General features: G+C 68.1%; 18 protein-coding genes. 11 read left to right on the top strand and 7 right to left on the bottom strand.

Features of this window, described 5'->3' with window-relative positions:
* Positions 1-14: 14 nt before the first annotated feature.
* Together ASC65_RS01980 and ASC65_RS01975 are read right to left on the bottom strand one after the other, a co-directional pair.
* On the bottom strand, positions 15-431 hold the full coding sequence (locus ASC65_RS01980; protein ID WP_056448739.1) for a DUF1801 domain-containing protein: 417 nt from the start codon (positions 429-431) through the stop codon (positions 15-17).
* Positions 428-751, bottom strand: a complete 324-nt coding sequence (locus tag ASC65_RS01975) for an ArsR/SmtB family transcription factor (protein WP_056448736.1) — start codon at positions 749-751, stop codon at positions 428-430. The genes ASC65_RS01980 and ASC65_RS01975 overlap by 4 nt, the downstream gene beginning before the upstream one ends.
* A gap of 410 nt (positions 752-1161) precedes the next feature.
* On the opposite strand from ASC65_RS01975, the gene ASC65_RS01970 reads away from it, so the two are divergent.
* Positions 1162-1794 carry a helix-turn-helix transcriptional regulator gene (locus ASC65_RS01970; protein WP_056448733.1) on the top strand — a complete coding sequence of 211 codons (633 nt, stop codon included), beginning with the start codon at positions 1162-1164 and terminating at the stop codon, positions 1792-1794.
* A 1-nt stretch (position 1795) separates the two neighbouring features.
* Here ASC65_RS01970 and ASC65_RS01965 read toward each other — a convergent pair whose 3' ends face one another.
* Both ASC65_RS01965 and ASC65_RS01960 read right to left on the bottom strand, forming a co-directional pair.
* The gene (locus tag ASC65_RS01965) at positions 1796-2509 is read right to left on the bottom strand and encodes a sensor histidine kinase (RefSeq protein ID WP_162245651.1); all 714 of its coding nucleotides are present in this window, start codon (positions 2507-2509) and stop codon (positions 1796-1798) included.
* Between the two features lie 320 nt (positions 2510-2829).
* Positions 2830-9783, bottom strand: a complete 6954-nt coding sequence (locus tag ASC65_RS01960) for a peroxidase family protein (RefSeq protein WP_162245650.1) — start codon at positions 9781-9783, stop codon at positions 2830-2832.
* 743 nt (positions 9784-10526) lie between these two features.
* Between ASC65_RS01960 and ASC65_RS01955 the strand changes: the two genes are divergently transcribed.
* Complete coding sequence (locus ASC65_RS01955) at positions 10527-11348, top strand: response regulator (RefSeq protein ID WP_082525830.1); 822 nt, start codon at positions 10527-10529, stop codon at positions 11346-11348.
* A gap of 3 nt (positions 11349-11351) precedes the next feature.
* Here the strand turns inward: ASC65_RS01955 and ASC65_RS17690 are convergent, their stop codons facing one another.
* Positions 11352-11474, bottom strand: a complete 123-nt coding sequence (locus tag ASC65_RS17690) for a hypothetical protein (protein WP_268750048.1) — start codon at positions 11472-11474, stop codon at positions 11352-11354.
* Positions 11475-11699: 225 nt separating this feature from the next.
* On the opposite strand from ASC65_RS17690, the gene ASC65_RS01950 reads away from it, so the two are divergent.
* The 4 genes from ASC65_RS01950 (at position 11700) to ASC65_RS01935 (ending at position 15966) form a co-directional block, all read left to right on the top strand.
* A complete protein-coding gene (locus tag ASC65_RS01950) occupies positions 11700-12521 on the top strand; it encodes a response regulator transcription factor (protein WP_156459514.1) in 822 nt (273 codons plus the stop codon).
* A complete protein-coding gene (locus ASC65_RS01945; RefSeq protein WP_056448718.1) occupies positions 12521-13927 on the top strand; it encodes a sensor histidine kinase in 1407 nt (468 codons plus the stop codon). The genes ASC65_RS01950 and ASC65_RS01945 overlap by 1 nt, the downstream gene beginning before the upstream one ends.
* Positions 13928-13953: 26 nt before the next feature.
* The gene (locus ASC65_RS01940; RefSeq protein WP_056449206.1) at positions 13954-15276 is read left to right on the top strand and encodes a trypsin-like peptidase domain-containing protein; all 1323 of its coding nucleotides are present in this window, start codon (positions 13954-13956) and stop codon (positions 15274-15276) included.
* Positions 15277-15633: 357 nt separating this feature from the next.
* Positions 15634-15966 carry a DUF2794 domain-containing protein gene (locus ASC65_RS01935; RefSeq protein ID WP_056448715.1) on the top strand — a complete coding sequence of 111 codons (333 nt, stop codon included), beginning with the start codon at positions 15634-15636 and terminating at the stop codon, positions 15964-15966.
* Positions 15967-16018: 52 nt separating this feature from the next.
* Here the strand turns inward: ASC65_RS01935 and ASC65_RS01930 are convergent, their stop codons facing one another.
* Positions 16019-16798 carry a Bax inhibitor-1/YccA family protein gene (locus ASC65_RS01930; RefSeq protein WP_056448712.1) on the bottom strand — a complete coding sequence of 260 codons (780 nt, stop codon included), beginning with the start codon at positions 16796-16798 and terminating at the stop codon, positions 16019-16021.
* A 125-nt stretch (positions 16799-16923) separates the two neighbouring features.
* On the opposite strand from ASC65_RS01930, the gene thpR reads away from it, so the two are divergent.
* The 5 genes from thpR to ASC65_RS01905 all read left to right on the top strand — a co-directional run bounded on the left by thpR (position 16924) and on the right by ASC65_RS01905 (position 20797).
* The gene (gene thpR, locus ASC65_RS01925) at positions 16924-17463 is read left to right on the top strand and encodes an RNA 2',3'-cyclic phosphodiesterase (protein WP_056448710.1); all 540 of its coding nucleotides are present in this window, start codon (positions 16924-16926) and stop codon (positions 17461-17463) included.
* A complete protein-coding gene (locus ASC65_RS01920) occupies positions 17460-17999 on the top strand; it encodes a GNAT family N-acetyltransferase (protein WP_082525829.1) in 540 nt (179 codons plus the stop codon). Before thpR ends, ASC65_RS01920 begins: the two co-directional genes overlap by 4 nt.
* A 120-nt stretch (positions 18000-18119) precedes the next feature.
* A complete protein-coding gene (locus tag ASC65_RS01915) occupies positions 18120-19355 on the top strand; it encodes an NAD-dependent epimerase/dehydratase family protein (protein ID WP_056448707.1) in 1236 nt (411 codons plus the stop codon).
* A gap of 6 nt (positions 19356-19361) precedes the next feature.
* On the top strand, positions 19362-20246 hold the full coding sequence (locus ASC65_RS01910; protein WP_056448704.1) for an NAD-dependent epimerase/dehydratase family protein: 885 nt from the start codon (positions 19362-19364) through the stop codon (positions 20244-20246).
* Positions 20247-20428: 182 nt separating this feature from the next.
* Positions 20429-20797 (top strand): bleomycin resistance protein, encoded by a 369-nt coding sequence (locus ASC65_RS01905; RefSeq protein ID WP_056448701.1) that lies wholly within the window; start codon positions 20429-20431, stop codon positions 20795-20797.
* A 155-nt stretch (positions 20798-20952) separates the two neighbouring features.
* On the opposite strand, the gene ASC65_RS01900 is transcribed toward ASC65_RS01905, so the two are convergent.
* A complete protein-coding gene (locus ASC65_RS01900) occupies positions 20953-21567 on the bottom strand; it encodes an EipA family protein (protein ID WP_056448698.1) in 615 nt (204 codons plus the stop codon).
* Positions 21568-21582 lie beyond the last annotated feature (15 nt).

The following is a 21582-nucleotide window of genomic DNA, read 5'->3' as shown; positions in this document are numbered from 1 at the left end:
TTTCGGAGAAGAGATCAGAGGCGTTCGCCGGGTAGGTCGCTGGCCTGCTTTATCCAGGCGGCCAACTGGGCTTCGTCGAACTCGCCCTCATGCAGATCGAGGTAGCGGACCTCGGGGTGCTTGGACTTGCCCGGCGGGACCGGATCCAACTGCACGCCGCGGAAGAAGGTCAGTTTCACGTAGCGGGTGAAGACGTGCAGGCTGAGGAACCAGCCCTCCTCTCCGGGCGCGCCGTAGAAGGGAGAGTTCCACTTCACCGCCTTGCGGACCCTCGGAACCGTGCGTTCAACCAAGGCGTCGAGGCGGCGGCCAACCTCGCTTTTCCAGCCCGGCATGGCGGCGATGTAGGCCTGCACGGGCGCATCGCCGTAGCCCTTGGCGATCTGCGGATTGCCGCCCGAGAGCAGCTTTGGAGACGGCTCGCCGGTCATTGGTCCATCCTCGTGAGCAGGTCGCCGAGGTCGTCGAAGCGCGACTCCCAGAAGCCCGTCATCCGCCCGGCCCAATCGACCAGCGGGGCCAGAGCCGAGCGCTGGGCGCTGTAGCGGATCTGGCGCCCGTCCTGGCGGTCGACGACCAGGCCCGCGCGCTTCAGCACGCCGAGGTGCTTGGACACCGCAGGCTGGGACACGCCGGCCGTGGCGGTCAGCGCGCCGACCGACTGCTCGCCCTCACGGCACAGGCGCTCGAACAGCGCGCGCCGGGTGGGGTCGGCGAGGGTGCGGAACAGATCGTCTTGGGCGGTCGACATCGAGACGCATAACTCGCTGGCTATGGGTTTGACGTATAACCATGGAGATATAGGTGAGTCAAATCCGCTTCGGTCGCATTGGTTCGAGGCCGCTGGCCGCTGATGTATTACGCGATACGTACAATCTTGGGTTGCTATCCGATCTTCGCATTGTTGAAAGCCCGGGCGTTCACGCTGGATATCCTGGTCGCGCGCCACCCGGCCCTCGTCCCGATCAGGGTTCGATCGGCGTTCCAAGTCCAAACGCTCTCAGCACGCTTTTGTCGGACGTGACCCGAGGGATTGGGCGTGGCGTACTCCAGATTGGGGACGCTCGCGCCTGCCCTCGCCTTTAACGTGCGCGGCACGCTGCCCGCCCGGTTGGGCTCGCCAGGGGGCGGCGGCATTTGAGGGGCCCTGCGTAAGAACGGATGCAAGACGGTAAGCTGAGTGACGGCCAGACGGTCGCGCCGACCCCGCGTGCGGGCTCCGGCATCGAGGGACGGCAGGGTTTGTACCTCGCCGCCTGGACCGACACCTTCTTCGCGCCCGGCATCATCGTCACCCTCGATCTGTCCCTGGTCTGGATGAACCGCGCTGCAACGACCCTGCTGGAGCGCGGCTCTCCGTTCTGCCGCAACGGCGACCGCCTGGCCTGCGTCGACAAGGCCCTGACGTCTGACCTGCGCCGCTTCGTCGAGGGCCTGGACGAGAAGCCGTCGATCTGGGCCTGCCCGACCGGAGGCGAGGCTCACATGCTGGTGCGCGGCGAACCGCTGCGCCCGGCGCGCGCCGAAGCCGGCGCCGCCCTCTTCATCGTACCGACCGCCACCGCACCGGAAGAACATCTCTGGGCCGACCTCGGCGACATCTTCGGCCTCACGCCGGCCGAGACCGCCATCGTCAAACGCTTCATCGCCGGCGAACGCGCCGACGAAATGGCCGAAGCCCTGGGCGTCACCATCGAGACGGTGCGGACCCACATCCGCCGCATCTACGCCAAGCTGGCGATCAACAGCCGAGAACAACTGTTCTCCCTGGTCAGCCCCTACCGCCTGCGCTGATCTAGTGTCGCGCGGGATCCGGGCCCGCCGCCTGGGCTCCCGGTCCGGCGAAGACAATGCCGCTGCGGAAACCGCGATCGTGGGAGTCGTAGTCGATCGAGAACACCCCGCCGAGCTGTTCGGCGAAGATCTGACACAGAGTCAGGCCCAAGCCCGTACAGGGCATGCCCGCCGCCCCGACCCCGTCGTCCGCCACCTCGAGCCGGTAGGCGCGCTCGTTGCGCACGAGGCTCACGTCGATGCGGCCCGCGCCGCCGTCGCGGAAACCGTGCTTCAGGGCGTTGGTCACCGCCTCGAAGGTGAACAGACCCACCGGCCGCGCCACCTCCGCCGGCCAGACCTCGTCCGGGGCGACAATGCAGATCACCACCGTCTGATCCATGTGCAGCCCTTCGCACACCCGCTCCAGCCAGGGCTTGAGCGCCACGCCGTTGTCGCCGGCGCCTTCGTGCAGGACCGCGTGCAGCCGCGCCAGGGTGGTCAGTCGGGTGGCCGCCGATTCCAGCTGCCGCCGCACCTCGACATCCTCGGTCGTCTTGCCATGGATCAGCAGCATAGACGCTGCGAGCTGGAGCGAGTTCTTGGCCCGATGATCCACCTCGCGGACCTGCAGGCTCCAATGCTCGGCCATCTGCTCAGCGCGTCGACCTGAAGCCTGCTCAATCTCGGCCTGGCATTTCGCCAGCGCCCTCTTCAGCGCGGAAACCTGGCGCACCAATCGTCTTTGCTTGTGCGGATCGGCCTGCGGATCTTCCCCGCGGACCCTGGTCCTGGCCGCCGCTCCCCCGAGCCTGGGCATAGCCCCTTCCTCCTTTCACTCGCTTGGTGAGACGTCTTGCCGTCACCCCCGGCCCGTCCCGCCTGGGTATCCGCGGCCCCGTTGTCGGCGCTGCGTTGTCACCCGCCTTCGAAGACGAAACAGCCGCACCGGGCAGGCCAGGCGCGGCTGTCGCTTTCAAAGACCCGGACCCCCGCCAGATCCGCCCGACGGCGCGAAGGTCGCGACGCCGGGCGGAAGAGGCAGCCCCTGCCGGATCAGTTGAACCAGTCGTCCAGGCCGAAGCCCTTCGTCGGAGCACCCCAGAAGTCGTCCGAGCGGTCGATGAAGGCGGCGTCGTGGCGCTGAGCAAAGCGCTCGGCGAAGCCCTCATCGAACAGTCGACCCACTCCGAGCGGAGCGCCGTCGTCCAGAGCCGGAAGGACCTGGGCGTCCGACATCTTGGCGGTGAAGGCCGAGTCGTCCGAGGCGCCGGGGAGGACCCACGGATCTTCGGAGATCAGCTTGGCCGCCATCGAGGCTTCCGGAGCCACCGGGATGACCTGCGGACCGGCTTCCTTGGCGGAGAGAACCGGGGCGGCTCCCACCAGCGACGACACGTTGACGATCGTGCCGTTGGCGTAACGGACCCGCTCGACGCCCAGGAGGGTGTCGACACCATCTCGACCGGCAGTGCTGTCGGTCAGGATGAAGCCGCCGGCGGTGGCGACCGCCGTGTACTGGCCGGCGTTGCCCGTCAGCTGGGCGATGTCGTTGCCCGCGCCGCCGTTCAGGGTGTCGTTGCCGCCCTTGCCGTTCAGGGTGTCGTTGCCGATGCCGCCGGTGATGACGTTGGCGTCGGCGTTGCCGTTGCCGACGAAGTTGCCGGCCCCGGTGTAGGTCACGTTCTCGACGTTGGCCGCCAGCGTATGAGTGCTGGACAGGGTATCGACCCAATCCGCGCCGCCGCCGGCCAGTTCGACGATCGAGTCGCCGGCGGCCGTGAGGACGTAGTGGTCGTTGCCCGAGCCGCCCTGCAGGGTGTTGGCCACGCCCGACCCGCCGTGGAGGGTGTCGTCGCCGTCCAAGCCGATCAGGTAGTCAGCCCCGGTGCCGCCCCAGAGGACGTTGGCGCCGCCGGATCCGACAAGGGTGTCGTTGAGCGCCGAGCCGGTGACGTTCTCGAAGCCCGAGAGGGTGTCGGAAGCGCCATCGCCGTCGTTGGAGGCGACCGAGCCGTTGAGGTTCACGTTCACCCCGGCCGCCGCAGCGGCGTAGGAGACCATGTCGACGCCCGCGCCGCCGATCAGGTTGTCGAGACCGCCGCGACCGGAGAGGACGTCATTGCCGTCCCCGCCCTGGATCGCATTGGCCAGTTCGTTGCCGACGCCGGCGAAGGCTCCGGTTCCGACGAAGGCCAGGTTTTCGACGTTGGCCTTCAGCGTCCAGGAGGCGCGGGTGGTGAGGACGGAGTCGGTGCCCTCCCCGGCCAGTTCCAGCACGGTGTCGTTGGCTTCGACGTAGTAGATGTCGTTGCCCAGGCCACCCTGCATGGTGTTGGCCGCGCCGGCGCCGCCCCAGAGGAAGTCGTCGCCGCCGAGGCCGACCAGGGTGTCAGCCCCCTCGCCGCCGAACATGACGTTCGCCACTGCGCTGCCCACCAGGGTGTCGGCGAAGGCCGAACCCACGACGTTTTCGATGCTGGTCAGCGACGCCTGGTTGCTGCCGTCCGCATTGCGGGCGTAGCCGCCGTTGAGGGAGACATGCTTGGCCGCGGCCGAGGTTTCGAAGCCGAGGGTGTCGTTGCCGGCGCCGCCCACGTAGGAGGCCTCGCCGGTCGTGCCATCCATCGACTCGTCGGAGCCGCTGGCTTCGGTCAGACCCGGAAGGGCCGGTCCGAAGGCCTCGACCACGTCGTCCGGACGCAGGGTCCCGACCACGGTGTCCGTGCCGCCGTTCTGGTGGAAGACGATCCGGTGCGCCGAAGTCAGGTCAGTGATGTTGACCGTGTCGTTGCCGTCCGAACCATCGATGGTGATGGTGCTGGTGGCCAGGCTGGTGCCGACGAACGACCCGATCGGGATGAAGGTGTCGCCACCGCCGCGACCGGTGATGACGATCTCCTCGATATTGTCCAGTTCGGCGATGATCGAGGCGTTGTTCGTCCCGTTGCGGGTGATGACGATCTCGGTGTTGGCGTTCAGGCCGGTGATGCCTGCCGCCAGCGCCGCCGTCCGCGAGTAGATGCGGTAGGTTTCACCCGAGGCGTCTCCGCGGATGCGGACGGTGTCGGTGTCGCCCTGGCCGTCGATGAAGTCACGGCCGTCGCCGACGCCCCAGAGGATCTGGTCGTTGCCAGTGCCGCCCAGCGCCGTGTCGTTGGCTGCGCCGCCGACAAGGACGTCCGCTCCGCCCGCGCCGTTGACGGTGTCGATGCCGCCGTGACCCAGCACGATGTCGGCGCCGGCCCCGCCGTTCGAGGTCCCGGCCGCATTCGTGCCGTTCACCAGAGCGTAGGTGACCGCGTTGAACCGCAGTTGCTCGACAGTGGTCAGGGTGTCGGTCCCTTCCGAGCCGATCAGGTCGGTGACCGTCAGCTGGCCCGTCCCGTCGAGACCGAACCCGAAGCCGCCCACCGTCCCGGCCCAGACGGCCACGTCGGATCCGCCAGCACCGCCGTCGATGCGGTCATTGCCCGCGCCGCCGTTGATGGTGTCGGTGCCGCCGGCGCCGTTGAGGATGTCATCCCCCGCATTGCCGTTGAGGGTGTCGTTGGCGCCCAGGCCGATGAAGCCGCTGGTGCCGTCGGCGATGTCATCGCCGGCCGTGCCGTTGAAGGTGTTCTGCAGCAGCGGGATGGCGTCCCAGTTGTCGCCGACCACGCCGGTCGGGACGGAGAACACCTGCTCGGCGTTGCCGACGCCGTCAGTGAAGCTGACCGCGACGCGGAGCAGACCACCGACCTGAGCCTGGGCGGGCGTGTAGTTCACGCCGTTCGCTCCGCCGATGTTCGTCCAAGTCGTGCCGCCGTTGGTCGACAGCTGCCACTGGTAGGAGAAGGCCCCTAGCCCGTTGGCGTCTGCGATGCCCGCCGTGTTGACGGACAGCGGCAGGGTTTCGGTCGGAGTCTGGTCATTGATGACCGGGACGCCCGTGGCCGGCGAGTTCACCGCCACATCCTGATCCGCGAAGCGCATGATCTCGATGTTGCGGATGATGTCCGTACCGTCGGTGCCGACGTTGTCGGTGACTGAGAAGCGACCGCCCGTCAGGCTGGTGATCGTGTAATCTGCGAAATTCCCCGAGAACACCGCGATATCGGTGTCGCCGGCGCCGTTGGCCGTGAGAATTTCGCGGACGATGCGCAGCTGGCCGGGGTTGTAGGTGCCGTTGAAGATTTCGGCCATCAGCTCGGTCATGTTGTTGGCCGAGTCGATTTCCGCGCCGGTGCCGCCGTCGACGCCGACGTTAGCGTAGACACCGATCCGGACGTTCAGCCAGCTGTCGCCGTCGATGATGTCGTCGCCGGCGTGACCTTCGATGAGGTCGCTGCCGTCGCCGCCGAGGATGATGTCACCCGCGGCATACGAGGTGACACCGGCGCCGAGAAGCGACTGGAGGCCGGCGATGCGGGCGATGCCCGCGGCATCCAGGAAGCTGCCGGCGAGACCACCGCCGCTACCGCCTTGGGCGAACGGCAGCAGGGTGGAGGCGTCTTCGTTCGTGCCTCTGAGGATGTCGTTGAACTGGGTGCCGGACAGGCCTTCGACGGAGTCGAACTCGTCCAGGGCCGCGTTGGCTGGGATGGTCGGCGCTTCGTCGAAGATGATCGGGATGGACAGGTCAGCGTTTACGCCGAAGGTGTTGTCCTTGTAGGTCTGCCAGTCGAACCCGGACATGCCGGCGCTCTTGTTGCGACCCAGGCTGCCGACGAAGATGTCGTCGCCGCCCTCGCCGATGAACTCGTCAAAGCCGCCGGTGCCGATGAAGACATCGTTGCCGCGGATTTGGTCACGAGCGAAGATTTCGTCGAAGTTGTCGCCAGGCGCGCCGGAGAATGCGCCGCCTTCCATCCAGTCATCGCCCTCGTTGCCGAGGATGCGTTCAGCGCCGGGGCTGGCGTGGATGTAGTCGTTGCCCTCTCCGCCGAAGACCTCGCCGATGTCGTCCGTACCGAGAACAGCAAAGTCATTGCCGGCGCCGGCGAGGACCAGGTCGAGACCCGGTCCGCCGTGGATGGCGTCGTGGCCGTTGCCGCCCTTGATGTTATCGTCACCGCCGGCGTCGGTAATGATGTCATCTCCGTCGCCGCCATTGATGATGTCGTTGCCGAAACCGCCGGACAGATTATCGGCGCCGCCATCGCCATGGATCGTGTCGTCGCCGATGCCGGCGATCATGATGTCGGCGCCGTTGGTGCCGCCGAGCACGACGTGGTCACCGCCGGTGTAGCGGATGTAGTTGCTATCCGCCCCCGCGGTCAGCGGGTTGTCGCGGCTGACCAGCTGAGTCAGCAGACCGCTGCCCACGGGATCGGTCGACTCGAGTAGACCGTCGTCGTTCAGGTCGTTGAACTGGCGGCTTTGGTCAATCTCGAGGATCAGCCCGGGGGTCGAGAACACATCCGACGGCAGGTGGGTCGCGTCAGTGTTGCGCATGATCAGCGAGGCGAAGGAGTTGGCCTCCATCTCACCGAACAGGTGCAGTCCGTCGAGACGCTGCAGATAGTAGAAGCGGTCGCCGCTCTGCAGATTCTCCATCTGGACTTCAAAGACGAAGTTGAACGTCGAGCCCAGCATGCCGCCGAACGGCATGGTCTGTTCGGCGAGGCCGCCGATCCAGAGATCGACGTCCTCGAGGCCGCCCAGGTTGCCGCCGGCATGGGCGCCGGTGGCGTTCAGGAAGTCGAGCCGGTCGGCGGGAACCAGCAGTCCGCCGACGGAGACGCCGGTGATGATGGTCAGGGCCGCGTCGCGCTTGCCGTCGATCGTCGCCTGGCTGGTGATCAGCGAGTGATCGCCATAGGCCGCGATGAAGTTGATGATCGAGGCTTCGTTCTTCAGATGGCTCGCGAAATCGACCCAGCTATCATACGGCTTGAGCAGGATGTTGTTGTTCGACGCGTTGTAGAATTCTCGACGGCACTCGTTGAGCGAGGGCACGCCGGTGTCACGGCCGCGGGCCAGGTTGATGGTCGCGAGGTCCAGCGGCAGGCCCAGCAGGTTGTTGCGGAGCGCGCTGGTGACGAATTCGTCGATCTGGTTGCCTTCCTGACGCGTCATGCCGCGGATGATGGCGCCGGCGGCGATGTCGGCGTCGACCGTCGAGGCTCCGCCGTTATTCATGAACTCAAGCGGGTTCAGGAAGCCTTCGATCAGACTGATCTGATCCGCCGTCATGGTCGGGTCGAAGCGGTCGATGTTCTCGGTCAGCATCGAGTGACCGAAGCGGTACACGACGTGGGCGAACTCGGCGACGATGTCCGGATCGAGGCTGGCGTCATAGCCGTCCGGCACAATGAAGGCGTTGATATTCGGCTGGATCTTCCGCGCGAACTCCTCGAACACGAGGTGCTGGTACTGCATCTCGGTGCCGAAGCGGGCCGCCTGGAACAGGCGTTCCCCGTCCCAGACGAGACCGGCCAGGCTGGCGGGCACGGTCGCCACATCGTCGATGAGCCACTCATTCAGGAAGGCCACAGCTTCGGCCTGAGTGGCGCCACCGGCCAGCAGGGCCTGGGCGTCCGCCAAGGTGACCGCCTTCGTGTGCTCGACCAATCGGTTGTGTTCCGAGTGGAACACGTGGTGCACCGCAGTCAGGCCGACGTTCTCATTGGCGCGGCCGTCGCCGGCCATGAAGTGGGCGTCCAGCAGCTCATTGTCGTAGAAGCCGTCGGTCGATTGGCCGCCGTTCTCGAGGCCGATGGTGATGTCGCCGTCCTCAAGGCCGTCCGGCACCGCGGTGTGAGCGATGTCGGCCAGGAAGGCGTGGCCGGTGCGAACCGCCACCGAATTCCCTGGACCATCGGACAGGGAAATGCCGAGGCCGCCGTTGGCCGCCGGATCCCCTTCAACGAGAATGAACACGCCGGGATTGGCGGGATCCTCGAAGATGACCTGCGGGAAGCCGTTCGGTCCGGGCGTGAAGTTTCCGTACTCGTCGGTGGCCAGCAGCGGCACCCCGCCGACGTCCTGATCGGTCAGGTTGATGCCGAGCAGGGTGCGAGCCTGTGCCTTCATGTCGGCCCAGGTGGCCATGCCGCCGTTGGAGCCTTCGATCAGGTGGCCGGTGTTGACCGGATCGCCGGCGCCGTTGAACTCATACTGGCGCAGGAAGACCTGGTGCGAGGCGTGCGACGCGTAGGTCTGGTTCTGATCGACGAATGAGGTGGTCGTGTTGATCGCCTGGCCGTTCTCGTCGAGCGTCGCGCGGGTCAGAACCATGAAGTTGGTCGTGCCGCCGGGCACATAGAGCGGGTCATCCGGCATCAGCGGGATGAAGACCGTGCCGGCGCCCCCCTTGGCGACCAAGTCGAGACCATGGTCGAAGAACTGACCGAAGAGGGTGAACCACGAGTTGAACGGCGCCGACAGCCCTTCGTCCGGGGCGACGTTCGTGATCTGGATGTTGTCGCCCTCCATGACGATGCCGTTGGCGGCCAGGAGGGTGTCAAGCGGGCCGCGCACGGCGTCGAGCGCGGCGATGGCGTCGTTGAGAACGATCAGGGCCGCCGCGGCGGCGGCCGCCGCGGCGCCGTCGCCCGGATTGGCGGCGGCCGTGGTGGCGAGATTGAAATAGGCGACGCGCGACTGGCTGACGGCCAGGAATTCCGTCTCGATCGCCTCATAGGCAGCGGTAATGGTGCCGAGAACAGCCATTTCGTTCTCAGGCGCGACGATGCCGGCGCGTTGCAGGCCGGTCAGGATCGCGGCCGGATTGCCCAGGCCCTGATCGACGAGCAGGTTGCTGATGGTGCGGACATAGGGGTCGAAGACATCGCTCGGACCAGCTGTGCCGGGACCGTCGTTATCGACGCCGGGCGTATAGGTGACCGGCACGGGCCCCATTGGGCCCGGGCCGTCAGGGTCGACCATGATCGTGCGGTAGTCCGCATCGAGCAGGCGCGGGAACGGATTGTCCGAGGCGCCCTCTTCGGACCGACCCGGCAGGAGATTGTTATAGCTGCCGTCGACCGTTCGAAGGCCCCAAGCCAGATTATACGCCGGGATCAAGCCCCCCGGCCCGTAAAGCGGCTGCCCATTGGCGTGCGCTTCGGCGATTTTGATCTGGGCAAGAATAAAATCCAGATCGCTTCTGATATAGGTGACCATGACCGTCCCTCCAGCCTCTAGACAGCAGGCAATATCGGTCCGTCACCGAAATGATCGGAGTATCGCCGCCGATGATTACATCAGGTAAGCTTGGGCCAACCCCGTGGGCGCCAAGCTGCCGCTTTCTCGCCCCCAAATGGACGTACGGGATTCTTAATCATCGAACAGGGTTGGCCGTCTATTCGGCAGACGGACTAGTTCAGTCGGCGTCGGGATATACGACCTTAACGACTGTCCTATTACTTAGGGCGTAACCCTAACGTACTGTTCTCGCGAAAGCCTCGCGATGCCACCGGTGACACAACTCCTGCGTCCCGGAATTTCGGCTCGAGTTCGCCGGATCAATCGCGCCTGGCGAAAGACGCGGCTCGCGCGGCGCGTGTCCTTTAGGGCACTGCTTTGCACCAACATTTTGAAAAAGAGAGATTTCTGGGCCTTCGCGGAACAATGGGCCGCGGAATGGGTTGCGAGGTCAGTCTGGGGATAACCGTTACGCCTGACTCACGGCCGTCGCGGAAGCGCCATTTCCGATTGAAAAAAAATTGCGTTCTCGCGTACCCGTGATGTGTGTTAGGGTCACTAACTATGCTTAACGGTATAAGTCGGGGACGGGGAGTTCTTAGTTCAGCGTAAGACTAGCTCTGATGGGGAGGTGGGGTATGGCCGACACAAGAGAAGGGGTGCTTATCGCCGATAGTCACCGCCTGTGTCGTGGTGGCCTGATGTCGATCATGTCGACCGAGCTTGGCCTTCCGGCCGTGGCGGGGGTCGATGATTTCGCGGGGGCGATGTCAGAATTGGACCGTGATCCGCGGATCGGTCTTCTGATGGTCGACTATCGTCTGCCGGGGATGGGCGGGATGGACGGACTGCGCCGCATCCGGCTGCACCGGCCGGAACTGCGCGTGGTGGTGATGGCCTGGCATCAGGACCGCGCGGAGGCGTTCGAGGCTCTCTCGGCCGGGGCGCATGGCTATGTTCCCAAGGACCTGCCCAGCCCGGAGATGGTGCACGCCCTGCAGACGGTGCTCAACGGCCAGATCTACGTCCCGTCGATCATTTCCGACGTGTCGCTGAAGGGCGCGACGACGGTCCAGGACGGGGCGGACCACGAAGGGGAGCTGACGCTGCGCCAGCGCGAGGTCCTGACCCATCTCGCCGCCGGTCTGTCGAACAAGGAAATCGCGCGCGCACTCAACATCGCCGAAGGCACGGTGAAGGTGCATATCACCGCGGCGTTCCGGACCCTGCACGTGCACAACCGGGTCGGCGCCGCCGCGGCCCTGCAGAAGATCACCGCCGCCCGCCGCACCGGTCAGCCGGAGATCCCCGGCTTGATCAATGAGGCGGCCGCGGCGCCGCCGCGCAATTCTGACTTCGGCTCGAAATTCATCGTCGCCTGCCTGCCCTTCTGCAGCGAGCAGTCTTGGCTGTTCGACACCGCGAACTGGCCGACCCTCGGCTGACGTCTAGGGCGTCGCCCTCGACAGGCGACGCATCAGACGCGACAGCCAGGCGGTCAGCGAGCGGGATTGCTCGAGCTCCATCGGCCGCGCCCTCGAGCCACGCCCCTTCATCATCTGCACGATCATGACGCCTGCTCCGTCCGGACGGGCCGCCGCCCCGCCGCCACGACTCCTGCCCGGCGCGAACCGCCGGCGACAACTAGGCATTACGGCCTAACGCCTTGGCCGTTACACGGTCAGCATCAGGAACAATCAGCCCCGCAGCCCCGCCCGGCGGGCTAGACCGCCCTGACCGACGGCCGTTTGTCATTCCGGCCCAACACCCTATCGTGAAGCCAGGAGCAGTCAGGCGTGGACGGAAACATGGCGGCGACGCCCGGCGACTACGATCCCTTCGCCCAACTCAGCGGCGCCTTCGCCGGCCGCCGCGCCCTGCTGCTTGAGGATGATCCGGCCCTGGCCGAGCACGTCGCCGAGCGCCTGCTGGCCGCCGGCTTCGAGGCCGTCGACCGCTTCGAGGCCGGCGAACCGGCGCTCGCCGCCGCGCAGGAGTCGCCCTATGACATCCTGATCCTCGACCGGCTGACCGCCGGCATGGACGGGCTGGAGATGCTGCGCCGCCTGCGCGCCGGCGCCGGCGCCTCGTCGGACGCCCCAGCCCTGATGCTGACCGCCCTGGGCGGCGAACGGCAGAAGGTCGAGGGCCTGCTCGGCGGGGCCGATGACTATCTGGCCAAGCCGGTCGGCGACGAAGAGCTGGTGGCGCGCATCGCCGCCCAGCTGCGCCGCGCCGCCCGCCGCGCCCGTCCGGTCGGCGCCGAACTGGTCAACGGCCCCTTTCGCCTGTCGCCCGGCGCCCGCACCCTGCGCATGGACCTGGCCGAGGTCGGCGACCGCCTGATCGACCTGTCACCGCTGGAGTTCGCCATCGTCTCGGAGCTGATGGGCGCCCGTGGCCAGCCCGTGACCAAGACCATGCTGTGGGACCGCTGCTGGGTGGAGTGGAAATTTCTCCCGGACAATTTCGTCAACATCATCGACGCCCGCATCAGCGCACTGCGCCGCCGCCTCAAGGAGCAGGCCCCCGAACTCGGCGAGGCCCTGCACCCCCTGATCGTCCCCGCGCGCAGCCAGAGCCTGGTGTTCCGCGACCTGGGCGGCGCGGGCGGCTGATGGCGCTGACCGGCCTGACCCGCTGGCTGTCGCGACGCAGCACGGCCCAGCTGGCGGCGGCCATGGGGGTGCTCTCGGCCCTGGCCCTGGCCGGATCGCTGATCGTCACCGACGCCGCCGTGCGCATGGACCAGCGGGAAAAGGCCGCCCTGGCCGCGCTCGACGACTACGGGGCCATGGTCTCCAAGCTGGGCGAGGTCTCGAGCCTCACCGCCGAGCGCATCACCGAGGCCGACGCCGCCTATCTCTCGGCCTGGCTGAGCGCCTTCCAGAGCGGACCGACCCGCGACGCCCGCAGCCTCGAGGAGACCTGCCGCACGGGGCGCGGCGGGGCCGGGGTGCGCTTCATTCGCGCTCCGGTGGGCAAGCCTGCAGGGCTGGCCGCTCTTGAGACCCTGCCGGGCGAGCGCGCCCGTCGCCTCGGTGAAGACGTCTATGTGGTTCACCTCGAACGCGGCGTCCTGTGCCCGAGCCGCGCCGTCGAGGCCGTCGTCGTGCGCCGATCGGTCGGGGCGCTGGAGATCGTCGTCGGCCGCGTGGTCGACCGCTCGGGCGCGGCCTGGGGCTGGGCCGTGGGCGCGATTGCGGCGACCGGGATCCTGCTGCTCTTCATCGGCCTGGGCGCCGCGGCCCTGGCCCGGCGCCGCCTGACCGCCGCGGTCGCCGATGTAAGCCGCACCCTGGACCGCGCCGCCGTCGGCGACTTCTCCCAGCGCGCGCCCGAGACCGCCCTCGCCCCGGAGCTGACCGAGCTGACCAGCCAGGTGAACCGGACCCTCGACCGGCTCGACGAACTCCTCAGCTGGCTGCGCGACTCCGCCGACCAGCTGGCGCACGATTTCCGCACGCCGCTGGCCCGCGCTTCGGTTCGCCTCGAACGGTTGCGCGGCGCGGCCGCCACGCCCGAAGCCCGCGCCCTCGCCGATGAGGCCCTGGCGGATCTGGAGCAGATCCGCCGTTCGATGACCGAGGCCATGGCCCTGCGCGACGGCGAGGCCTGGGTGTTCGAGAGCGTCCGCCTCGACGAACTGGCGGCCCAGGCGGCCGAACTCTATCAGCCGCTGGCGGAGGATCGCGGCGCGTTCATCGCCGTCTCGGCCGAGCCGGTCTCCGTCCTCGGCGTGCGCTCCTTGCTCCAGCGGGCCGTGACCAACCTGGTCGACAACGCAGTCAAATACTCGCCCGCCGGCGGCTCCGTCCTGCTGACGGTGGACGCGCCCGACGGTCGGCCGCGCCTGACCGTCGCCGACCAGGGCCCCGGCTTCGGCGCCGCCCAGCCGGCCAACACGGACAGCCACGGCATGGGGCTGGCGTTCGTCCGCGCGATCCTGAAGCGGCACGGCGGATCGCTGACCATCGACGGGGGAGCCCAAGGGGCTGTCGTCACGGCGCATTTCTCGCGCTAGGGTCTTGGGACAACAGGGGATTGGCCATGCGCCGAACGATCTACCGGGCCCAGAGCCTGTCCATGGTGGTGCTCGCGGCGGCGGTTCCGCTCCTCGCGGCGACGGCGGCCTCGGCCCAGACGGCCCAGCCCATCCCCTACGACGCCCGGCGCGGCGTATTCAGCTTCGCCAGCGGGCTCGAGGGCGCCCTGCCCGCCGTCGTCCAGGTCACCACCCTCGGCCAGTCCGAAGGTCCCAGCTCGGGCGAGAACGAACCCATGCCGGTGGCCAGCGGCTCGGGCGCGATCATCGACGCCCGCGAGGGGATCGTCGTCACCAATAACCACGTGGTCGAGGGCGGGCGGAAATTCACCGTCGACCTGACCGACGGCCGCATCTTCGACGCCGTCCTGGTCGGCACCGACAAGGCCACCGACCTGGCCGTGCTGAAGATCGAGGCCCCCGGCCTGTCGCAGATCGAGATCGTCAACTCGGACTCGCTGCGGACCGGCGACCTCGCCTTCGCCGTCGGCTATCCGCTGGGCCTGGACCAGACCCTGACCATGGGCGTCATCTCGGGCCTCGGCCGCTCCGGCATGGGCGACCGGATCGAGGACTACATCCAGACCGACGCGGCGGTGAACTCCGGCAACTCGGGCGGCCCCCTGCTCGACAGCCGCGGCCGGCTGATCGGCATCAACACCTCGATCCTGTCGGGCGGCGGCGGCGGCAACGACGGCATCGCCTTCGCCGTGCCCAGCCGCATCCTGATGTACGTCGTCGGCCAGCTGCGGGCGACCGGCGAGGTCAAGCGCGGCACGACCGGCGCGATCCTCGGCTCGCTCAACCCGCAGCGTTCGCGCGACTTCGGCCTGGGCATCGTCCGCGGCGCTGTGATCGAGGACGTGGCGCCCGGCTCCTCGGCGGAGGCCGCCGGCCTGCGCCGCGGCGACGTCGTCACCCGCATCCAGAACCGCCCGGTCGCCAACGCCGGCACGGTCGCCGCCACCATCGGCATCGCCGAGCCCGGCACGGAGCTTCAGGTCGTCTATCTGCGCGACGGTCGCGAAGGCCGCGCCACGGTGACCGTCGAGGCCCAGGGCGACCGTCCGGTGATCACCGGCGCGGACGTCGTGCTCGCCCGCGGACTGAGCACGCGCGCCGCCGCCGACGGTCTGCAGGTCTTTGCGGTCGAGGGCGGTTCGCCCGCGGCCGGCGCGGGCTTCCAGGCGGGCGACATGATCCGCAGCGTCGACGGGACCGCCTTGGCCGACCTCGGCTCGCTGGCCACCGCCCTGGGCGGCGCGGGCGATCATCAGATCGTCGTAGCGCGCAATGGAGAAGAGACGACGATCACGCTCGGGAGCTAGCTCCCGGGCCAGGCCCTCGGCCCGCTCTCGCTGAACGCCAGACAGCAAAACGCCCGCTCTGCCGGAGGGGGGAGGGGTGGCGGAGCGGGCGTCTCGCTTGGAGGAAGCATCGGCCCGCCGAAGCCCGTAATGGAATGATCCAGGGGGGCTGGGGGGGCTGTTCAGGATCCGGGATCGCTCCGAACTCCGACGAGCCGATGTGTCCGGTGTCGCCTCCCAAGGGGGCGGCGAAGGGGCCGAACCGCGGCGATTTCGTGTTCCATGCGAATTCTTCGCAGAGTGGCGTTCGAAACACGCCGGTCGACACCCTCTTCTCAGCCTCTGGCGTTTCCCGCGGACAGGCATACCTTTGGGCTCATGAGCGACGCCGCGGATTCGCAGCCCCACGTCGGCCCGGTCTTCTTCGACCGGCGCGAACTCGACGCGATCCTCAGGGTCTATGGCCGCATGGTCGCCTCGGGCGAATGGCGCGACTACGCCATCGGCGGGCATCGCGAGGTCGCCGAGTTCGCGGTCTTCCGCCGCTCCGGCGACGCCCCCCTCTATCGGATCGAGAAGCGCCCTGCCCTGCGTCTGCGTCAGGGCGAATGGGCCGTCCTCGGGGAGGGCGGCATGATCCTGCGCCGCGGCCGCGAACTGGCCCAGGTGCTGCGCGTCTTCGACAGCCGCCGCTTCAACGTCGTCGAATAGAAAAAAAGGCCCGGATCGCTCCGGGCCTTTCTCGTCTCGGACCTGCCGATCCCTAGTCGCGACGCCCGCCCAGGAAATAGAGCAGGAAGCGGAACATGTTCACGAAGGCGATGAACAGAGACAGCGCGCCTTCGCTGGTCGCCGCGCTGACGGCCGCCGGATCGCCCTGTACGCTGTAATAGATCATCTTCAGGTGCTGGGTTTCAGCCGTGATCAGTCCGGCCATCAGAAGCACGCCGGCCGCGTTCATGATCCAGAAGAGCGGACCAACGCTGAAAGTGCCGAAGTTCGCGCCCAGCGCCGGGAGGAAGGAAGCGACCAGGAAGGTGATCACCAGACCCCAGGTCGCGAAGACGCAGAAGGCCCGCAGACCCGACAGGTTGCGCTTGGTCGTGTAGCCGATGAGGCTCAAGCCCCCGAAGGAAGCGGCCGTGATGAGGAAGGTCGAGGCGACGCTGGCGCCCGAATACATCAGCACAACCGTGCCCAGCGAAGCGCCGATCAGCGACACGAGCACCCAGAACAGCAGGTTGGATCCCACCGCGCTGGCCCGTCGCATCATAAAGTTCGAGCCCAGGATGATGATCAGGGGGGCGAAGCTGATGATCATGCCCAGCAGGGTGAAGCCGGCCAGGGACCCGGTCGCCGTCCGGACGAAGAGCAGGTCGGTGACCGGGTCGAAGCTCGAGGTCAGCCAGGCCAATACGGCGGCGAGCACCAGGCCGAGACCCATCTTCTGATAGACGCCGATCATGAACTTGCGCAGGCCCGGATCGGTCGCCTCGAGCGAACCAGCCTGAGCCGGGTTGGAATAATTTCCGAAGTCGCTCATCGCGGTTCGTTTCCTCTGTTCGGCCGGGACATCCCAGCCTTGAAGGCAAATATCGGTCTCGCGCCGACTATCCGCAAGGAAAACCGGACTTGGGTTGGGCGAACGGAGCCGCTACCAACGGTCGCATGATCCGGCTCTTCACCGCCCTGTCGGTCCCCGAGGATGTCGCCGAAACCCTGGCCCGGCGGCAGTCCGGCCTGCCTGGGGCCAAGTGGCGCACGCGCGAGCAGTTGCACATCACCCTGGCCTTCTACGGCGAGATCGACGAGCGCCGCGCCGACGATCTGGCCGCCGAGCTGAGCCGGGCGGCGACCGGCGGGCCGTTCGAGATCGCGCTCAGCGGCGTCGGCGCCTTCGGCGACGCCCACCGCAGTCACACCCTGTGGGCGGGAATCGAGCCGAATGAACGCCTGTCCACCCTGGCCGGCCGCTGCCGCGCCGCCGGCGAGCGCGCGGGCGTGGTCACGGAGAAGCGGGAGTACCGCCCGCACGCGACACTCGCCTACCTCAAGACCCAGACGAACCCGGACCGCATCGGCGCCTGGATCGCGGGCCACAACCTGCTTCATTCGCCCCCCATCCGGGTCGACCGCTTCGGCCTGTGGTCCAGCGTCCTGACCAGCGACGGCAGCCAGTATCAGCTCGAACGGGAGTATCTGCTTTGACCGGACCGGTGCTCGAGACCGAACGCCTGACCCTGCGGCCGCTTCAGATGGCGGACTTCCCGCGCTGGGCCGAGATGATGGCCGACCCGGAGGCCTCCAAATTCATCGGCGGGCCGCAGCCGGCCGAGGCGGCCTGGCGCGGCTTCATGACCATGGCCGGGGCCTGGAGCCTAACCGGCGTGGCCATGTTCTCCCTGGTCGAGCGCGACACCGGCCTCTGGCTCGGCCGCATCGGCCCCTGGCGACCGCTGGGCTGGCCCGGCACGGAGGTCGGCTGGGGCCTGCACCCGGACGCCCAGGGCAAGGGCTACGGCGTCGAGGCGGCGACCGCCACGATCGACTACGCCTTCGACGTCCTCGGCTGGACCGAGGTCATCCACTGCATCGACCCCGACAATACCCCGTCGCAGCGCCTGGCCGAGCGCGTCGGCTCCTACAACCAGGGGCCGACCCAGCTGCCCCCGCCGTTCGCCGACATCGCCGTCGACCGCTGGGGCCAGACGCGCGAGGAATGGCGCGCCCGCCGATCGGCCTGACACCGGAAGACAGTTCGCGCGTTCCTTGCCCAAGCTTGGCCCCTGCGCTTCACCCGGTCGCGCTTTGAACGGGGCCCGCCATGGGCTAGGCAGGACCTCTCAATGACGAAGGATGTTCGGATGCGGGTTCTGGTTCTGGGCGGCGACGGCTTCTGCGGCTGGCCCACGGCGCTGCACCTGTCGGCGCGCGGCTGGGACGTCTGCGTGGTCGACAACCTCAGCCGCCGCAACATCGACAACGAACTGGAAGTCCAGTCGCTGACCCCGATCCGCACCATGGGCGAGCGCATCGCGGCCTGGCAGGAGGTCTCGGGCCGGACGATCGAGTTCGTCAACATGACCGTCGGCAAGGAGTTCGACCGCCTCGTCGCCCTGATCCGCGACTGGCGGCCGGACTCGGTCGTGCACTTCGCCGAGCAGCGCGCCGCGCCCTATTCGATGAAGTCGGCGCGGCATAAATTGTACACGGTGGACAACAATCTGAACGCCACCAACCACCTGCTCGCGGCCATCGTCGAGAGCGGGCGGGACGTGCACCTGGCGCACCTGGGGACCATGGGGGTGTACGGCTACACCACCGCCGGCCTGCGCATCCCCGAGGGCTATCTGAAGGTGACGGTGGAGACCGACTTCGGCCCGACCGAGCAGGAGATCCTGTTCCCGCCGAACCCGGGCTCGATCTATCACATGACGAAGACCCAGGACGCCCTGCTGTTCCAGTTCTACGCCAAGAACGACGGCGTCCGGATCACCGACCTGCACCAGGGCATCGTCTGGGGCGCCCAGACCGAGGAGACCCGTCAGGACGAGCGGCTGATCAACCGCTTCGACTACGACGGCGACTACGGCACGGTGCTGAACCGCTTCCTCATGCAGGCGGCGGTCGGCTATCCGCTGACCGTGCACGGCTCGGGCGGCCAGACGCGAGCCTTCATCCATATCCAGGACACCGTTCGCTGCGTCGAGCTGGCGCTGAAGAACCCGCCGAAGTCGGGCGATCGGGTGAAGATCCTCAACCAGATGACCGAGAGCCGCCGCGTCCGCGACCTGGCGGCCATGGTCGCCGAGATGACCGGCGCCGAGGTCCACAACGTCCCCAATCCGCGCCAGGAAGCCGACGAGAACGAGCTGGTCGTGGCCAACGACCAATTCCGCGAACTGGGTCTGAAGCCGATCACCCTGGCCGAAGGCCTGATGCAGGACGTCACCGAAATCGCCCGCCGCTACGCCGACCGGGCCGATCGCAGCAAGATCCCCTGCGTATCGAGCTGGAACGGGAAGCGCGCCGACGCGCTGAAGAACGAAAGCGTCACGGTTGTCGCCGGTGGCGCACAGAGCCACGCCCGTTCCGCCTGAGGCCTGATGTCCAAGTCCGCCCCGCCCGTCTCGCTGCTGGTGTTCGGCGGCGGCTGGCTGGGCCGGGCGGCGGCGCGCGAAGCCGTGCGGCGCGGCGGCCGGGCGACCCTGACCAGCCGTGACCCCGACACCCGCGCCCGGATCGAGGCCGAGGGCTGTGCAGCCCTGGCGCCCGACGACGAGGCGGCCCTGGACGCCGCCGTGGCCCAGGCGACGGCGATCCTGGTCACCGCTCCGCCCGAGGCGAAGGGTTGCCCCGGCCTGGCCCGGCTGGTCCCCGCCATCACCCGCACGGGCGCCTATCCCGACTGGATCGGCTATGTCTCGTCCACCGCCGTCTACGGCGACCGCGACGGCGGCTGGGCGTTCGAAGACGACCCCCTCAACGCGGCCTCGGTGGAAGGCGCGCGCCGGGTTCGGGCCGAACGCGACTGGCTGGACGCCGGCCGCGGCATGGGGCTGACGGTGCAGATCTTCCGTCTGCCGGCGCTCTACGGCCCGGGCCGCTCGCCGCTGGACCGGCTGCGCGACGGCACCGCGCGGATCGTCCGCAAGCCCGGCCAGATCTTCAACCGCATCCATGTCGACGACGCCGTCGCCGGCCTGTTCGCGTCCATGGCCCGTCCCCGCCCGGGTGCGGCCTACACCCTGTGCGACGACGAGCCGGCCCCCGCCGACGTGGTGATTGAGGGCGCGGCCGCCCGCCTGGGCATGCCCCGCCCGCCGGAAGTGTCGCTGGACGATCCCTCGGTGTCCGACGCCATGCGCCGCTTTTACCTGGACTCCAAACGCCTCTCGAACGCCCGCGCCAAGGCCGAGCTCGGCTGGCGACCGAACTATCCGAGCTGGCGGGAGGGCCTCGAGGCCTTGATCGCCGATACCGCGACCTAGTCGACACTCGACGACTGTAATTCGCCGCGACAACCGCGACATTTCGATCCTGAAAGCGCGACTTTCGCCACAGGGTCGACATTTGCTGGACAAGGCGCCGCCCGATGTCCGGAAACGGGCGGCGCTGGTCCCAGCCGGACCGTCCGGCCGCATGCTAAGGTTCTCGTAGAGGAACCGCGCCCATGACCGACCACGCCACCCCTAACCTGCCCGCGCGCGATTTCGACGCCACCGAGGCCTTCTACCGGCCGCTCGGCTTCGAGCGGACCTGGCGCGACGGCGGCTGGATGATCCTCAAGCGGGGGACGGCGGCGCTGGAGTTCTTCCCGTGGCCCGACCTCGACCCGGCCACGAGCTCGTTCGGCGCCTGCCTGCGGCTGGATGACGTCGACGGCTTCTACGCCGCCTGCCAGGCCGCGGGGGTGCCGGAGACAGCCGCGGGCCGCCCGCGCGTGCGCAGGCCGGCGCTGGAGCACTCCGGCCTGCGGATTGGCTATCTGGTGGACCCGGACGGAAGCCTGATCCGCATGATCCAGAACCCGTTCGGCTGACGCGCCTTCCTTCTCCCATCGGGAGAAGGTGGCTCGTAGGGCCGGATGAGCAACTGTGTTGTCAGCGATCGACCCTCACCCTTTCGCCTTGCCGAACGCTTCGCTCTCGGAGGCTCAAGCCCTCTCCCATCGGGAGAGGGTTCAGGGTTGCTCCACTAGAACGGCAGGATGTTGCGCTGGCGGCTGTAGGCCATGGTGCCGACGTTGGCGCCGGCGCGCAGGCCCACGCCGGTGCGGATCGGGGCCAGAACGATGCCGTCGGCCTGCTGGTAGTTCACGCCCAGGCCGGCGACCAGGTAGGCCGTGCCCTCCACGCCGGGGTAGCGACGGTAGATCATGTCCGGGTGGAACAGGCCGTAGACCAGGGTGAAGACCCGGCTGCCGTTGCCGCCCAGGTCCCAGCCGATCGAGACGCCCTGCCAGAACACTTCCTGCGAGGCGCTGAGGTCCTTCATATGCAGGGCGCCGCGCCCATAGCGCAGACCCACCGCCACGGCGCCGGCCGCTTCCTCGCCGGCGATGTAGGCGGTCGGGGCGCCGCCCTGTTCGGCGAAGATCCGTTCGATGGCGCCGCCGATGGCCTCGGCGGCGATGCCCAGCTCGCGCGAGCCTGCCGCGATCAGTTCGTCGGACGTATAGGCCGGGGCCGTTTGGTCCGAGCGGATCGGATAGTTCGGATCGGTCGGCTGGTTGACCGAGGCGCAGGCCGAGAGGCCCGAGGCTCCGGCGGTGGCGGCGAGGCCGGAAAGGATCAGCTGGCGGCGGTGCATGGTCGGGCTCCGAAG

Origin of the sequence: Brevundimonas sp. Root1279, from assembly GCF_001425945.1 — a bacterium.
GTDB lineage: Bacteria > Pseudomonadota > Alphaproteobacteria > Caulobacterales > Caulobacteraceae > Brevundimonas.
Note: the sequence above shows the minus strand (reverse complement) of the source record. Positions and strands in the feature narration are given on the sequence as shown.

Bases quoted from the DNA above. Each gene is read 5' to 3' on its own strand.
- ASC65_RS01980 (WP_056448739.1), bottom strand. From the start codon at position 431: ATGACCGGCGAGCCGTCTCCAAAGCTGCTCTCGGGCGGCAATCCGCAG.
- ASC65_RS01975 (WP_056448736.1), bottom strand. From the start codon at position 751: ATGTCGACCGCCCAAGACGATCTGTTCCGCACCCTCGCCGACCCCACC.
- ASC65_RS01970 (WP_056448733.1), top strand. From the start codon at position 1,162: ATGCAAGACGGTAAGCTGAGTGACGGCCAGACGGTCGCGCCGACCCCG.
- ASC65_RS01955 (WP_082525830.1), top strand. From the start codon at position 10,527: ATGGGGAGGTGGGGTATGGCCGACACAAGAGAAGGGGTGCTTATCGCC.
- ASC65_RS17690 (WP_268750048.1), bottom strand. From the start codon at position 11,474: ATGATCGTGCAGATGATGAAGGGGCGTGGCTCGAGGGCGCGGCCGATG.
- ASC65_RS01945 (WP_056448718.1), top strand. From the start codon at position 12,521: ATGGCGCTGACCGGCCTGACCCGCTGGCTGTCGCGACGCAGCACGGCC.
- ASC65_RS01940 (WP_056449206.1), top strand. From the start codon at position 13,954: ATGCGCCGAACGATCTACCGGGCCCAGAGCCTGTCCATGGTGGTGCTC.
- ASC65_RS01935 (WP_056448715.1), top strand. From the start codon at position 15,634: ATGAGCGACGCCGCGGATTCGCAGCCCCACGTCGGCCCGGTCTTCTTC.
- ASC65_RS01930 (WP_056448712.1), bottom strand. From the start codon at position 16,798: ATGAGCGACTTCGGAAATTATTCCAACCCGGCTCAGGCTGGTTCGCTC.
- thpR (WP_056448710.1), top strand. From the start codon at position 16,924: ATGATCCGGCTCTTCACCGCCCTGTCGGTCCCCGAGGATGTCGCCGAA.
- ASC65_RS01915 (WP_056448707.1), top strand. From the start codon at position 18,120: ATGCGGGTTCTGGTTCTGGGCGGCGACGGCTTCTGCGGCTGGCCCACG.
- ASC65_RS01910 (WP_056448704.1), top strand. From the start codon at position 19,362: ATGTCCAAGTCCGCCCCGCCCGTCTCGCTGCTGGTGTTCGGCGGCGGC.
- ASC65_RS01905 (WP_056448701.1), top strand. From the start codon at position 20,429: ATGACCGACCACGCCACCCCTAACCTGCCCGCGCGCGATTTCGACGCC.
- ASC65_RS01900 (WP_056448698.1), bottom strand. From the start codon at position 21,567: ATGCACCGCCGCCAGCTGATCCTTTCCGGCCTCGCCGCCACCGCCGGA.